Consider the following 14,027-nt stretch of genomic DNA (forward strand, 5'->3'; position numbering starts at 1 on the left):
GGGAGTTGCAACGACCGTGCCGCATTTAAGCGATGTTTCCTCGGAGTCCCGGAAGTTTGCGAGATCTACCCCTGAGCAGAGGGAGGCTACGTCGCCCAGGAACTCAACGGCCGCCCACGCAAAACGCTCGACTGGGATACCCCAGCCGAGCGTCTGCGTGATCTACTAATGACCACATAACACCAGCAGTGTTGCAACGACCACTAGAAACCGCCGGTGACCGGCCGCCGTCGTAGATGTACTTAAGCGTTATTTCTTGCCCTGGTTGGCCACCGCGAGTATGGCCTGGGCTGCGGCGTCGGGATCCAAGTAGGTTCCACCGGGGTTGATCGGCTGGAAGTCCTCGTCCAGTTCGTACACCAGCGGGATGCCCGTGGGGATGTTGAGCCCGGCAATGGCGTCGTCGCTGATGCCGTCCAGGTGCTTCACCAGCGCGCGCAGGGAGTTACCGTGGGCGGTGACCAGGACGGTCTTGCCGGCCTTGAGGTCTTCCTTGATGTCCGATTCCCAGTAAGGGAGCAGGCGGACCAGGACGTCTTTGAGGCACTCGGTGCGCGGCAGTGCATCGCCCAGGTCCTTGTAGCGGACATCGTGTGCCTGGGAGAACTCGCTGTCGTCGGACAGGGGCGGCGGCGGGGTGTCGTAGCTGCGGCGCCATTCCATGAACTGCTCTTCGCCGAACTCGGCCAGGGTCTGGGCCTTGTCCTTGCCCTGCAACGCGCCGTAGTGGCGTTCGTTGAGGCGCCAGTCGCGCTTGACCGGGATCCAGCCACGGTCGGCCTTGTCCAGTGCCATGTTGGCGGTGTTGATGGCGCGCTTCAGGAGTGAGGTGTAGAGGACGTCCGGGAGGATGTCATTCTCAACCAGGAGCTCTCCACCGCGCACTGCTTCTTGGCGGCCTTGATCGTTCAGGTCAACGTCCACCCAACCGGTGAACAGGTTCTTGGCGTTCCATTCGCTGTGGCCATGGCGCAGCAGAATCAGCTTGTAAGTCATGGTTTTCATCCTAGCTGAGCAGTTACGTGCCCTGCCCGGCGTTACGAAGAGCAACGCGGGATAAGGTGGGGCCGTGGTGCAAAAAGCGGAACGGGTGGGCTCTCCCCGGAGTCGGGGCGGGAAGCCCGTTGGCAACATCACCCGCGGCACCACCAACCCCAACCGGATGCGCCGCCTGGACCGGTGGCTTGCCGGGCCGCAGGCGTGGCGGCTGCGCACCGCCGTCGACCCCCTTGTGGTGGACCTGGGCTATGGCGCCTCGCCCACCACCGCGGTGGAGCTTTTCGAACGGCTGCAGGCCGTGCGGCCGGATGTCCGGGTCTGCGGGGTTGAGATTGAACCGGAGCGCGTGCGGGCAGCCAAGGCCCTCGAAAGGCCCGGGCTCAGCTTTCACCTGGGCGGTTTCGAGGTTCCCGTTCCCGGTGACCCGGTGTTGGTGCGGGCCTTCAATGTGCTGCGGCAATATGAAGAATCGGACGTCGCCGGGATCTGGCAGCTGGTGCAGTCACGGTTGGCGCCCGGCGGTTTGTTCATTGATGGCACCTGCGACGAAATCGGGCGTCGCGTAACGTGGGTCGCCTTGGACGCCGAGCGCCCTCTAAGCCTCAGTTTTTCCGTGCGGTTCGGCAGTTTTGAGTTGCCATCCGAGGTGGCGGAGCGGCTCCCCAAGGCTCTTATTCACCGGAACGTACCGGGAGAACCGATCCATGCGTTCCTGCAGGCCATGGACAAAGCGTGGCTGGAAGCGGCGCCCCTGGCTTCGTTCGGAAACCGGCAACGCTGGACGGGTATGTGCCGGTCACTGCGCGACGCCGGGTGGCCGCTTCAGGATGGTCCGGCGAGGTGGCGGTTGGGTGAAGTGACGGTGGCGTGGGACGCGGTGGCGCCCCGCTGATTCACCAGGAGTGCTGGCTACCAGGGACCGTACGGGCCCACATTGCGGTTGCCTCCGCTGCCGGCCTCACGGAGAGCGGGACGGACATCAGCCAGGTAGACGCACGCCGCGGTGACAGCAGCGATGCCGAACAACCCGATGCCGCTGCCACCTGTGAGGACAGTCAGCCCGCCGATCGCAAGCGCCACACCGGTCAGCGCAAGCCAGAACGTCTTGGTGCGCTTGGAGGCCGCCACGAAAAGCGTCGGCTTGTGCCGCAAGCAGTCCGCGAAGGCCCACAGTTCCAGGGCAAGTGCCACCAGGCCAAGGATCCAGTAAACCCCGCTGGTAACAGTAGCGATCAAAATTTTTCCGTCCACGCCCTTTAGCCTAGCCGTCCAGCGACTTCAGCGCTTGCTCAAGGTCGGACCAGAGGTCTTCCACGTTCTCGATCCCCACGCTCAACCGGACCAGATTTTCCGGAACGCTGAGCGGCTCAGCCGTGTGCCGGCGTCGGCGTTCAATCAGGGACTCAACTCCGCCAAGGGATGTTGCAGGCAGCCAAAGCTGCAGGGCCCGGACCAGCTCGTCCGCGGCATCGGCGCCGCTGCGCTGTTCGTCGCCGGCGATCTGGATGCAGAGGATGGATCCGAAGCCCTTCATCTGTACCTTGGCGCGCTCATGCCCGGGATCGGTGGGGAGGCCCGGGTAGCGGATGGTCTCCACGCGCGGGTGGGCGCTGAGGCGTTCGGCGAGGGTTGCCGCTGATGCCTGCGAGCGCTCAATCCTCAGCGCAAGGGTGCGGAGGCCGCGCAGCGCCAGCCAGGCCTCGAACGGCCCGGCGATGCCGCCGTGGATGATGCGGTGGTGCAGGAGCTTGGCGCGCAGTTCCGGGTTGGACGTGACAAGGGCGCCGAGGACTACGTCCGAATGCCCTGCCAGGTACTTGGTCACCGAGTGAAGAACGACGTCGGACCCCAGGCTGAGGGGTTGCTGCACCAAAGGCGTGGAAAAGGTATTGTCCGTGACCACGATTGCCCCCACTGCGTGCGCGGCCTCGGTGAGGGCCCGCACGTCGGCGATGCCGAGCATGGGGTTGGTGGGGCTTTCGAGCCAGAGCAGGTCTGCCTTCTTGCCGTTCCCGGGACCGATGAGGGCTTTCACGGCGTCCGTGTCCGTGATGTCCACGGTGCGCAGTTCCAGGAAACCTTTCTCCGCCAGTTCGGTGGCCATGACCAGGGAGCCTGCGTAACTGTGGGATGGCATCACCACCACACCCCCGGCGGGAACCAGGGATAAGGCCGAGCTGACTGCTGCCAGTCCGGAGGCATAGAGCAGGCCCGGCAGGGTGGCACCTTCGAGTTTTGCCAGTGCATCCTCGAAGGGGTCCCAGGTGGGGTTTGCGTATCGACCGTAACCGCGGTCTCCATCGCCCAATGAACCTGTTCCGAAGTATGTGGAGGACAGGACGATGGGCGGATTTACGGGTTCGTCGTGGGCGCGGTCGGGGCGGCCGGCTGCAACTACGACGGTTTCCGGAGACAAATCGGCGGCGTGCTGATCGGAAAGGCTCATGGTTTCAGCGTAGCGGCGGGCAACGCTGTGGATAAAAGCCGTCTCGTATGCCGGTGATCGGTAGGCTAGTCCAGTGAGTATTAAGAGCCCAGGCCTTTTCATCGCCTTCGAAGGCGGGGACGGAGCGGGCAAGTCCACCCAGGCCGCCCGGCTCTCTGACGCGCTTGAGTCGCGGGGGCTCTCCGTTCTGCGCACCCGCGAACCCGGCGGCACCCCCATCGGGGAGAAATTGCGTTCCCTGGTCCTGGACCACGGTCACGGAACGATCGATCCCCGCACTGAAGCCCTCATGTTTGCAGCGGCCCGTGCTGCCCATGCGGGTCAGGTGATCCGGCCCGCACTCGCTGACGGAACCGTGGTCATCACGGACCGCTATATCGACTCGTCGGTCGCCTATCAAGGTGCCGGGCGCGGTCTCGGCGCCGAAGGTGTTTTGTCACTCAACGAATGGGCCACCGAAGGCCTCCATCCGGACCTGACTGTACTGCTCGACGTCGACCCCTCCGATGGCCGGCAGCGGCGGACCGCCGGGGACGCAACCGAGGACCGGCTGGAGTCCGAGCCGGACGATTTTCATGCCGCCATCCGGCACGCTTTCCTGGATCTCGCAGCGGCTGCGCCTTCCAGCTATTTAGTGCTGCCCGCCAATGCCGAAGTTGAAACCTTGGCCGCCCGGATCCTGGAGCGGGTGGAGTCGCTGATCGCTGCCAGCAGCGTGCCTGCGCCTCTGGACGGCGAAACTGTTGTGGGCGACCACCCGTGAGCGTCTGGGACGACCTCCAAGGGCAGGATCCCGTGGTTGCCCAGCTCAAGCAGGCTGCACAGGGCGACAGCGGCCTGACCCATGCATGGCTCTTCACGGGCCCCCCGGGATCGGGCCGTTCAAATGCAGCCAAGGCTTTCGCGGCCGCCTTGAACTGCGAGCAGGACGACGTCACCATGCGCGGCTGCGGGCAGTGCGCGGCGTGCCACACGATCCTCGGTGAGACCCACTCCGATGTGACGTTCGTGCGTACCGAAAAGGTCACCATCACCATTGATGAAGCCCGTGAGCTGGTCTCCAAGGCAGGTGATCGGCCTGCCACGGGACGGTGGCGGATCATCGTGGTGGAGGACGCTGACCGCATGGCCGAGCGCACCACCAACGTGTTGCTGAAGGCCATTGAGGAACCCACCCCCAGGACCATCTGGATGCTGTGCGCCCCCTCCCCTGCCGATGTCCTGGTCACCATCCGTTCCCGATGCCGCCCGGTGAGCTTGCGGCTGCCGCCGGCTTCGGACGTCGCTGACCTCTTGGTGAGGCGCGACGGCGTCGAACGTGGCCTCGCCGACCGCGCGGCCCGGGCTGCGCAAAGCCATATAGGGATCGCACGCCGGTTGGCGCGGGACGCCGATGCGCGGCAACGCCGAATGGACACTGTCCGGATACCGCTTGGCCTTCGCGGCGTCACCGCGGCAGTGATGATGGCCGAGAAATTGGTCAAGATTGCTACCGAGGAAGCCAACAGCTCAAACGACGAACGCGACGCTGCCGAAAAGATCGCACTGCTGGCGAGCCTGGGGGCTCCCGAATCCGGCACGCTGCCGCCCTCCATGCGCAGCCAGGTCAAGCAACTTGAAGACGACCAAAAGCGGCGTGCCAAGCGTTCCATCACTGACTCTTTGGACCGCACGCTGACGGATCTGTTGTCCTTCTATAGGGACGTCCTGATCATTCAATTGGGGAACGCAGTGGAACTGGTCAACGTTGAGCTCAAGAGCGAACTGGAAGAATACGCAGGCCATTCAACGCCGGAAACTACCCTGGCCCGAATGGACGCCATCAACAAAGCCCGTGTCCGAATTACCACCACCAACGTGGCACCGTTGTTGGCGGTTGAGTCCATGGCCACAAGCCTCATCCAGCAATAGGAGAATGCATGAAGTCCGCACACCGCCGGTCCGCCGGTGCCCCTCCACGGGACCGGTCTGCCCAGGTTGCTGCGGGCGGTGGTTCGGCGAACCCGGGTGCAGGAGGGCGCAGTTTTGCAGGCGGCAAGCCTCGCCGTGGGTTTGCGGCGATATGCGTTGCGCTTGCGTCCATGCTGGTCCTGAGCGCGTGCACCGTGCCGTTCCTGCCGGCTCCAACAGCCAAGCCCTCCACCAGCACGGTGGATCCGTCCATAGCTGCTTCAGCTCCTGAGGGCCTGGAGAAGTACTACTCGCAGCCGGTGGAGTGGACCTCGTGTGAGGACGGCTTCCACTGCGGCAAAGTCCAAGTGCCCAAGGACTACGCCAATCCGGCGGCCGGGGACATCACGCTTTCCGTGATCAAGTTGCCCAGCACCGGCAACAAGCAAGGGTCCATCCTGGTAAACCCCGGCGGACCAGGTGGTTCCGGCGTGGACTTCGTCAAGGACGCCGGCAACACCCACTTCACCGAGAAGCTGCGTGCCAACTACGATGTTGTCGGTTTTGATCCCAGGGGTGTAGGTCGCTCCGCTCCGGTCACCTGCATGACCGACGCCGAACGTGACGCCGCCCGCGAAAAAGTGTTCCGCAAGAACACTGACGAGGGATTGGCTGCCGCCCTTGCCTTCAATAAGTCATTCGCGGATCAGTGCGCCCAACAAACCGGTGATGTTCTGGGGCAAATCGACACTGTGAGCGCAGCGAAGGATCTGGACGTCCTGCGCGCGGTGTCCAACGATGCCAAGCTCAATTACCTGGGCTTCTCCTACGGCACGTTCCTGGGTTCCACCTATGCTTCGCTCTTCCCGGACAATGTAGGCCGGGTGGTACTTGACGGCGCCGTGGACCCTGCCATCAGCAACGAAGAACTGACGGCGGGCCAAGCGGTTGCGTTCGAAAAAGCCCTGCACACCTACGTGGCCAGCTGCCAACGGCAACAACAATGCCCCCTGAGTGGCTCCACGGATAACGGTGTCCAGGAGATCAGGGATCTCATTACCGCCGTGGACCAGAACCCCCAGACGGCCAAGGACGGCAGGCTGGTTACCGCAAACGACTTCGTCAACGGCCTCATCCTGCCCCTCTACAACGACCAAAGCTGGCCGGCCCTGACCCAAGCGCTGGACAGCGCCTTCTCCGGTGATGTGTCCCAGATGATGCGGTTGGCCGATCTTGGCGCCGACCGCGAACCTAACGGCACCTACAGCTCCAACTCCGCCTTCGCGTTCCAGGCCATCAACTGCCTGGACTACCCCATGGTCACAGACACCGCAGAGATGCGGGCCGAGGAAGTCCGCCTCATGCAGGAATCCCCCACCTTCGGCGCGTTCTTTGCCTATGGCGGCGTCACCTGCAAAGACTGGCCCTACCCGAGCAAACGCACCCCGGCACCGGTGAAATACAACGGTTCGGCCCCCATTGTGGTGGTGGGCACCACCGGGGACCCGGCGACTCCCCTCCAGTGGTCCCAATCGCTCCGTAAACAGTTGGAGAACGCCTCCCTCGTCACGTGGGAAGGCGAGGGGCACACAGCCTACGGCCGCGCGAACTCGTGCGTCAGCACCGCCGTCGACGACTACTTTGTTGATGGCAAAGTGCCGCAGGACGGTCTCAAGTGCTAAAGGCGCCTGGCTTCGTGCTTCTCCACCAGAAGCGGGAGCTGCTTGATGGAATCCACGACGACGGTGGCTCCGGCCGAGCGTAACGTCGCCTCGGAATGGGAACCGGTAAGGACTCCCGCCACGAGGGACGCTCCGGAACGGACGCCCGAAAGCATGTCCGAGCTGGTGTCACCCACCACTGCCACCTCCCGTACGTCGTCGAGGTCCAGGGCGAGAACGGCAGTCAGGATCATGTCCGGGTAAGGCCGTCCCCGTCCGGCATCGGCCGGGCACAGGCTTAGGTCCGCCAGGCCCATCCACCCGAGCGATTCCAGCACCATGTTTTGGGTATGACGGCCGAAGCCCGTGGCCAGGCAAATTTGCATGCCGGATTCACGCATCCACAGGATGGCCTCCTCCGCTCCGGGGATGGCACGGACACCCCCGTCTTCAATGAGCTCGTCATAGGTGTTTTCGAAAACCTTATTGGCGCTTTCGGCCACGGCCTGATCCTCGAAAAGGTGGCTGAAGACAGTCATCTTGGAGAAGCCCATGGTGTCGCGGGCGTAGCCAAGCATGCTCTCAAACCGGGTGCTGCCCGGGTCTACGCCGTGTTCCACCAGGGCCCGGGAAACTGCCCGCTCGGTGCGGCCGTCATCCGTAATGGTGGTGCCCACCATGTCCACCACAGCAAGGCGAAGCCTGTTCGGTGTATGGCTGGCGTCCTTGGTTAGTGCGTGCCCCGTCAATGCGTCACCGTTCATGGCATTTACGTTCATTGCGTCCCCCGTCATGGAGCGGCTCCTTCGGCGCGTATGGGTGGCGGGTGTAGTACCTCGCCACAGTTGATTCCCCAGCTTCCGGCCACCGGGAAACCACCGCCTGAACCGGGTCCGACGCCCGGGTGAACATCCCCGCAACGGCCGCCGCCGCCCTCGTTTTGACCCGGGTACGGTGCCTCTATTACAGTTATGTCTTGCGTGATCGCCCGGGAAACCGGTGATGAACGCGGTGCTTCCTTAGCTCAGTCGGTAGAGCGTTTCACTCGTAATGAAAAGGTCATCAGTTCGATTCTGATAGGAAGCTCAGAGAAAAAGCCCCGCTGGCTCGTTGAACCGGCGGGGCTTTTCGTTTGCCGAAGTCCAAGAAAGAGCCGTCCGTGCCTGATGATGGAGATATCGAACATTTGCCCAAGTCATTGAAATGTTCAAGATATAGGACATTTGGAGTTTTGAGTCTTATGATCGATATATGGAACATTCCGATGAGCTGACACCGTTTTACCGGGCTGTCGACGCCGCCTCCCTGGGGCGGTCCATCGCCGAGGCACGCAAAGAGGCCGCGCTCACCCAGCACGAGCTTGCCGTGAAACTGGGCGTCACCCGCGGGACCATCGTGCGCCTTGAAGCCGGCGAAGCAGTCTCCATGGTCGTGGCTATGCAAGCCATCAGGGCCGTGGGCCGCGACGTGGCCCTGGTACCGCGCTTTTCGAAGCTGCAGGTGCGGCCATGAGCCCCCGCAAGACCCTTGATGTGTACCTGCGCGGGGACCGAATCGGTGAGCTGCGCGGCAACGGCCTCAAGCTGTCCTTCCAGTACGCCCCGCAGGTGCTGGCCGCCTACGGTGCCGGGTCCATCCTGCTATCACTGTCCCTGCCGCTGACCAGAAAGCGCTTGGACGGGGTGGAAGTCTACAACTTCTTTGACGGTCTCCTGCCCGAAGGCCAGGTCCGTTCCAACCTGGCCAAAGAACATGGTGTCACCGTCCCGGACGCCTTTGGGCTGCTCCGCGTCCTGGGCGCCGACTGCGCCGGGGCCGTCCAAGTCCTGCCGCCAGGGGAACCCCCCGCGCGGGAGGGCACTGCAGCGCCCATGACCGCAGAGGAGGTCATCAACGTGGTCGAATCCCTGCCTACGTGGGACCTGCCGGAGAATTTCCTGGTCACTGCGTCCTTGGGCGGCGTCCAGTCCAAGGTGCTGCTGTCCCAACATGGCGACGGCTGGGCGTGGCCAGGCCGTGGTTCAGTGTCGACCCACATCATCAAGCCCGAACCACTCGAGTCCACCATCCCGGAGCTGCTCCCCGCCGAGGACTGGGCTTTGCGGACAGCAGCCGCGGCAGGGCTTCCCGCGGCCAAAGCCCATCTGGAAAGCTTCGGATCCCGTCGGGCCATCATCGTGGAGCGCTTCGACCGCACAGGTGAGGGCAGCCGGCTGCACCAGGAAGACTTCACCCAGGCCCTGGCCCTGGCCAGTGAAGCGAAACACGAAGGCACCACCGCACCGCCCTCGCGCCTGACCCGGCTGGTCAACGCCGCGGCGCCGCACACCCGCGATGAGGCCGCGTTTCGCCGTGACCTGTTGCGCGCCGTGACGTTCAACCTGCTGATCGGCAACGGCGATGCACACTCCAAGAACTACTCCCTCACTCTGCGCGACGGTGGAGAAGTGCTGCTGGCTCCGCTCTATGACACTGCGCCCACCCTGCTGCTGTACCAGCCCAGTGGCCTTGCCGGGCACGCCGTCAGCGGCCAGATCCGGCTGGGCTACATCACCTTGGAACATCTGGTCGCCGAAGGGGCAGCCTGGGGCATGGACGACGACGATGCCCGGCAGACAGCGGCTTCAACACTGGAGAGGGTGGCAGCAGCGGCGGCGGAAACAACGCCACCTGAGTCCCTCGGCTTCCTGTCCGAGCTCATCGCGGTCCGCGCTCAGGACCTGATCAACGGCGGAACAGCTAGGCGGGTCCTGGCCCCGAAACACCAGTAGACGTCCCGCTCCTCTTAAGTGGCCACGCGCTCCACCCATCCGGGACGGCGTGGAGTCGCTCTTCAGCGGCGGCCAGCCGATCCGGTGTGGCCGACCAAGGACCCGCACCGCTGCGGTTGCCGGATCCGTCTGCGGCGAAGAGCGCGTACTCCGCCCACTTCTTCCGGCCCACGGGGTAGCGTTCGCCGTAACCGCCTGCTGCAACACCAAGGACCAGCTCCTCCATGCGGGACGCTTCGCTCTCAACGGTCTCGTCACAAGCGTCGCAACCGCAGATAGGGAACGGAAAGTCGTGCAGCGCACCGGCGTGGACCACCACCCCCGGGGAACCGGTCATCACCAAAGTCAGCGGTGCGGCGAGCGGGTCCCGAGGTGTCAGACGCGCGACGTCGATCACCTCGTCGGTGTTCATGGACACGTCCGCCGCGTGGGCCGGATCCCAGCTCACCTCGACGTCGTACGCTCTCTCCAGGTACTCGATCAAAGCCCGGGCCACCTGGTGGAGCCCTTCGAATCGTTCCGCGTGAGTTTCCACGCTGTAGGAGTCCTCGGGTGGGCTATCTGCGCCCCATCGGTTCCCGTACTCAATCACTTTGCCGTCAGCACTGCGATACTCACGTGATGGCAGCTCCGGCCGTACAAAAGGTTCACGGGCTTGCCCGCTGGGGACCGGCCGCAACTCCGGTAACGCGGGACCGTCCGGATCGTCAGCTGCCCACTCCATGAGGTGCGTGAGGAGCCCGGCCACCATCCCGTCGTCGGCCTCCTTCAGTCCCTCAATCAAGCGGTCCGCCGTAATCATCATGCTGCGGTCCCCTACTTCACGGGATCCGTCCGGCATCACCCTCCAGTGCGCTTCCGGGCGCATGGCCGCAATGACGTTCCCAACAAAAATGGTGGCGGCCTCACTCAACCCGGGCTCAGCCGAGAGGTCGCCGATGTTGGTGCGCACAAAGGTCAACAACGCGCTCAGGTCCGGGGCGAGCTGCCCAGCGGAAACTCCCTTGCTTTCGCAGAACACTACGAAGGGCGCGTACCCGGCGAGATGCTTGACCGAGGCCCCTTCCACCGCCGCTGGCCTGTATTGGGCCGTCCGTCGGCTCAGTACAGCTTTGTTCCAAAGCGGTGCCGGCAATCCTGATGCAGGCCCGTCAAAAAGATCTTCAATGTCCCCCATGAGCCCATCCTAGGGCGGGCAGGGTCTGTTTGGGCCTGGGCCTTGGAACGCGGGAACGCTGGAACGCGGGAGTCAGTGGCCCAGCCGGGACATCAACACTGCGACGGCGGCAGAGACTCCCCCGGCCAGCGAACCTTCCAGCTCGGGTGCGAAGAACGGCGAGTGGTTGACGGGGATGGGACCAGGTCCTTGATGTCCGGCCTTGGGTGTGCCGCCGAACATCCAGAACACCGACGGCACTCCGATTGCGGTACCCAGGTGCCCGAAGTCCTCACTGCCCATCATCGGAGGCGTGATTTCCACAGCCTCGGGGCCAAGCGCAAGCCGCAGTGCCTCAATAACGGGAGGGACGGCGTCGGGATCGTTGAAGCACTGCGGGAAGCGGTACATCTCCTCGATATCCGGCCCCGGCGCCCCCGACGCGGCAGATTCGGCCTCGATGATGCGCCGAACAGCGGCGAGGACCTGGCCGCGGACGTCCTCGTCGAAGGTTCGGATATTGAGGGTGAACTCGGCCGAGGCAGGGATGATGTTCTCTTTGAGGCCCGCATGGAACGTCCCAACGGTGACGACGGCGGACTTCCGCGGATCCAGCTCGCGGGACACGATGCCCTGCAGCCGGGTGACCATGTGCGCGGCCATGACGATGGGATCAATGGAATCCTGCGGCTGTGAACCGTGCGACTGTTGGCCATGGACGGTGACCCTTAGCGAATCAGCCATCGCAGCCACCGGCCCGCTGGAAATCGCAACGGTACCTACCTGCCGGGGCATGACATGCTGCCCGAAGACCACCTCAGGCCGAGGTGCCTTGTCCCATAGTCCGTCGTCGAGCATGGCCAGCGCACCCGCGGCAGTCTCCTCGCCAGGCTGGAAGATCAGCACCAGAGTCCCGGCCCAAGCGTCCCGGCTACCGGCGAGCACTTCAGCGGCACCCAGCAGGCTGGCAACGTGGGTATCGTGCCCACAGCCGTGCATCACCGGAACCGTGGTGCCATCAGGAAGTATGGCCGTGTCCGTGCTGGCGTAGTCCAACCCGGTGGCTTCCTCAATGGGCAGGCCATCGGAATCGGCCCGGAAGGCCACCACGGGACCGGCACCGTTTCGCAGGAGACCCACCACCCCTGTGCCACCACAGCGGAAATGCTCAATGCCCAGGCCGTCCAGTTGTTCCTCGATCAGCGTGGCCGTGGCGAACTCCTGCATGGACAGTTCCGGATGTGCGTGCAGGTGCCGGTACAAAGAGTGAAGTTTGGCGGTCTGCTGTGAATCAAGGGCAAGGGCTGTGGCTGTTGACGTCATGGGTCCTGTCTTCCTGGTGGTTGCGGGCGCTGTGGAGGGGCTTCGGCTTGGTGAGGATCGAAGGGCGTTGCTACTCGATGTGGATGGGCTTCGCTTCAGTTACGGAGGTCTTTCCGCGGAAGAACCACGCCAACAGGATGGTGCCCAGCACGGCGATGGCGGTGGACACCATGGCGAGCGAGGGCACCAGCGGCAGCACCACGAAGACGACGACGGCCGAGACCAGCAGCGCGAACACGGTGGTGCGGGGCTGCTTCATGGACACGATTGCCTGCACCAGTACGGCTCCCAGAACGGTGGGCAGCACATAGAGCCGGGTGACGAGCAGTACGGACGGCGGAATGACGCTGATCAGCCAGCTGCCCAGGAGGCCGACGAAGATCGCCAGGGAGGTCAGGTGGACTACCGCTGCACCACAGATAGCAACGACGGCGGCAAGTTCGGCCCGCTTGCTGCCCGGCTTTGCGCCGATATTGGTTTGGGCGATCAGTGCCGCTGGAAGGAGTTTGTTGGAGATGTTGCCTATCATGAACGCCTGGTACATCGCGGCGGGCCCCAGGATGGGATAGTACGTGAGCGGTTCCACGATCCAGATGATGCCGAACGTTGCGGCCACTGCGGCGAAGGCGATCCACAGCTGGGCGGGCGCAATATCCAGTCCGGTGGCGAAAACCAGGTACAGCGGACCCGCCACGGAAATCAGGAGGCCGGCGATCATGGTGATCTGGCCCCAGCGGGACGTGGTGCGGCTGAAGTCAGCCATTGCGGTGTTGTTGGTGGCTGGGGCGGAAGTGATGGAAGACATGAAGGGTGTTCCTTTCGGGCTCAGGGGATGACGACGTCGGTAGGCGGCTTAGGACAGCGCGGCTTAGGCGCCGACGGCCAGGTAGGCGGCACTGAGGCCAATGACGATCGAGATTCCGAGCCCCCATTCACGCAACCAGCTTTTGCCCAGTTTCTTGGCAAGCAATAGGCACGTGCCCATGACCGCTGCGGAAACGACGAAGGACAACACGTGGATTCCCGATTTTGGCAGTTCAGTAAGTCCCAGGCAGGAGAAGGCACCGATCAGCGCCGCCGCGGGGACGATCGCCATGGCGGCAGGATTCACGGAGCGGATCTTGGCGTCACCCTTGCGGAGCAGCGGAGTCAGAATGAGGGTGGCGAGCATCCACATTGCTCCGCCGATGCTCATGGCGAAGAACGCGACGGCGAAGACACTCTGTGTGTAGCTGGCATCACCCAGCTTGGCGCCCATGGAACCTGCTGCGATGCCGGCGGCCGAAACGTCGTAGGCAGCCGAACCGATCAGGCCGATCCTTGACAACACGGCCGGCGCCCCGAAGAGACCCAGCAGCGCGATGGCCACCAGCGACACCGCCAGGGAGGGACCGATCGCAGAGACTGCGCCCGAGCGGAACGAGGTCTTGATGTCCTGCGCGCTCATGTCCACCGATGGGGCGGCCCGCCTGGCCGCCTTCATGAAGATCAAGGACTGGATGATGATCACGCCGAAGACGCCGGCCACACAGATCCACAGAACGGGGTTGTTGGCGATAGCCATGATGTCGGTTGATTCAGTGGGGGCGAGCGGTTGAAGAGCCAGGGGTTGGTGCATGGGAACCTCCGGTGTTGGCCCCTCCGCAATTCCGCATCCGGACCACGTTGTGCGGATGCGGTGCTGTGGGGCAAATCCTTAACTATCAACCAGATCGGCCAATGGGTTACCAACACCTTCTGCTATGAGCCGGATCACACACAATAGCTGACGAAATCAGCCT

14 protein-coding genes and 1 tRNA gene are annotated in these 14,027 nt (G+C 63.8%); 7 read left to right on the forward strand and 8 right to left on the reverse strand.

Annotation, left to right across the window (positions count from 1 at the left end; translation table 11 throughout):
* Positions 1-249: 249 nt before the first annotated feature.
* The gene (locus tag BACI9J_RS17155) at positions 250-996 is read right to left on the reverse strand and encodes a phosphoglyceromutase (RefSeq protein ID WP_142936570.1); all 747 of its coding nucleotides are present in this window, start codon (positions 994-996) and stop codon (positions 250-252) included.
* A gap of 73 nt (positions 997-1,069) precedes the next feature.
* On the opposite strand from BACI9J_RS17155, the gene BACI9J_RS17160 reads away from it, so the two are divergent.
* Complete coding sequence (locus BACI9J_RS17160) at positions 1,070-1,891, forward strand: class I SAM-dependent methyltransferase (RefSeq protein ID WP_201296608.1); 822 nt, start codon at positions 1,070-1,072, stop codon at positions 1,889-1,891.
* A gap of 17 nt (positions 1,892-1,908) precedes the next feature.
* On the opposite strand, the gene BACI9J_RS17165 is transcribed toward BACI9J_RS17160, so the two are convergent.
* Entirely contained in the window at positions 1,909-2,250 is a 342-nt protein-coding gene (locus tag BACI9J_RS17165; RefSeq protein ID WP_159735431.1) for a DUF2516 family protein, read from the reverse strand.
* A gap of 10 nt (positions 2,251-2,260) precedes the next feature.
* Positions 2,261-3,445: a trans-sulfuration enzyme family protein gene (locus BACI9J_RS17170; RefSeq protein ID WP_159735432.1), complete on the reverse strand. Its 1,185-nt coding sequence runs from the start codon at positions 3,443-3,445 to the stop codon at positions 2,261-2,263.
* Between the two features lie 73 nt (positions 3,446-3,518).
* On the opposite strand from BACI9J_RS17170, the gene tmk reads away from it, so the two are divergent.
* Genes tmk through BACI9J_RS17185 form a run of 3 tightly spaced genes read left to right on the forward strand, consistent with a single transcriptional unit; the run spans position 3,519 to position 7,017 of the window.
* Positions 3,519-4,208, forward strand: a complete 690-nt coding sequence (tmk, locus tag BACI9J_RS17175) for a dTMP kinase (protein ID WP_159735433.1) — start codon at positions 3,519-3,521, stop codon at positions 4,206-4,208.
* Entirely contained in the window at positions 4,205-5,356 is a 1,152-nt protein-coding gene (locus BACI9J_RS17180) for a DNA polymerase III subunit delta' (protein ID WP_159735434.1), read from the forward strand. The genes tmk and BACI9J_RS17180 overlap by 4 nt, the downstream gene beginning before the upstream one ends.
* Positions 5,357-5,364: 8 nt before the next feature.
* Positions 5,365-7,017, forward strand: coding sequence for an alpha/beta hydrolase (locus BACI9J_RS17185; RefSeq protein ID WP_159735435.1), 1,653 nt, complete (start codon positions 5,365-5,367; stop codon positions 7,015-7,017).
* Here BACI9J_RS17185 and BACI9J_RS17190 read toward each other — a convergent pair.
* The gene (locus BACI9J_RS17190) at positions 7,014-7,790 is read right to left on the reverse strand and encodes an HAD family hydrolase (protein ID WP_236558743.1); all 777 of its coding nucleotides are present in this window, start codon (positions 7,788-7,790) and stop codon (positions 7,014-7,016) included. The two genes, BACI9J_RS17185 and BACI9J_RS17190, sit on opposite strands and share 4 nt — an antisense overlap.
* Before the next feature lie 219 nt (positions 7,791-8,009).
* Here BACI9J_RS17190 and BACI9J_RS17195 point away from each other — a divergent pair.
* The 3 genes from BACI9J_RS17195 (at position 8,010) to BACI9J_RS17205 (ending at position 9,767) form a co-directional block, all read left to right on the forward strand.
* Positions 8,010-8,082, forward strand: a tRNA-Thr gene (locus tag BACI9J_RS17195).
* 165 nt (positions 8,083-8,247) lie between these two features.
* Complete coding sequence (locus tag BACI9J_RS17200; RefSeq protein WP_159735436.1) at positions 8,248-8,508, forward strand: helix-turn-helix transcriptional regulator; 261 nt, start codon at positions 8,248-8,250, stop codon at positions 8,506-8,508.
* On the forward strand, positions 8,505-9,767 hold the full coding sequence (locus tag BACI9J_RS17205; RefSeq protein WP_159735437.1) for a type II toxin-antitoxin system HipA family toxin: 1,263 nt from the start codon (positions 8,505-8,507) through the stop codon (positions 9,765-9,767). The genes BACI9J_RS17200 and BACI9J_RS17205 overlap by 4 nt, the downstream gene beginning before the upstream one ends.
* Here BACI9J_RS17205 and BACI9J_RS17210 read toward each other — a convergent pair.
* The 4 genes from BACI9J_RS17210 to BACI9J_RS17225 all read right to left on the reverse strand — a co-directional run bounded on the left by BACI9J_RS17210 (position 9,736) and on the right by BACI9J_RS17225 (position 13,864).
* Positions 9,736-10,944, reverse strand: a complete 1,209-nt coding sequence (locus tag BACI9J_RS17210) for a DUF6226 family protein (RefSeq protein ID WP_159735438.1) — start codon at positions 10,942-10,944, stop codon at positions 9,736-9,738. The two genes, BACI9J_RS17205 and BACI9J_RS17210, sit on opposite strands and share 32 nt — an antisense overlap.
* A gap of 72 nt (positions 10,945-11,016) precedes the next feature.
* On the reverse strand, positions 11,017-12,246 hold the full coding sequence (locus BACI9J_RS17215) for an amidohydrolase (RefSeq protein WP_159735439.1): 1,230 nt from the start codon (positions 12,244-12,246) through the stop codon (positions 11,017-11,019).
* A gap of 70 nt (positions 12,247-12,316) precedes the next feature.
* Positions 12,317-13,051 carry a hypothetical protein gene (locus tag BACI9J_RS17220; RefSeq protein WP_159735440.1) on the reverse strand — a complete coding sequence of 245 codons (735 nt, stop codon included), beginning with the start codon at positions 13,049-13,051 and terminating at the stop codon, positions 12,317-12,319.
* A gap of 63 nt (positions 13,052-13,114) precedes the next feature.
* Positions 13,115-13,864 carry a DUF5058 family protein gene (locus BACI9J_RS17225; RefSeq protein WP_159735441.1) on the reverse strand — a complete coding sequence of 250 codons (750 nt, stop codon included), beginning with the start codon at positions 13,862-13,864 and terminating at the stop codon, positions 13,115-13,117.
* Between the last annotated feature and the right edge of the window lie 163 nt (positions 13,865-14,027).

This window comes from Arthrobacter sp. 9V, assembly GCF_902506065.1.
GTDB lineage: Bacteria > Actinomycetota > Actinomycetes > Actinomycetales > Micrococcaceae > Arthrobacter.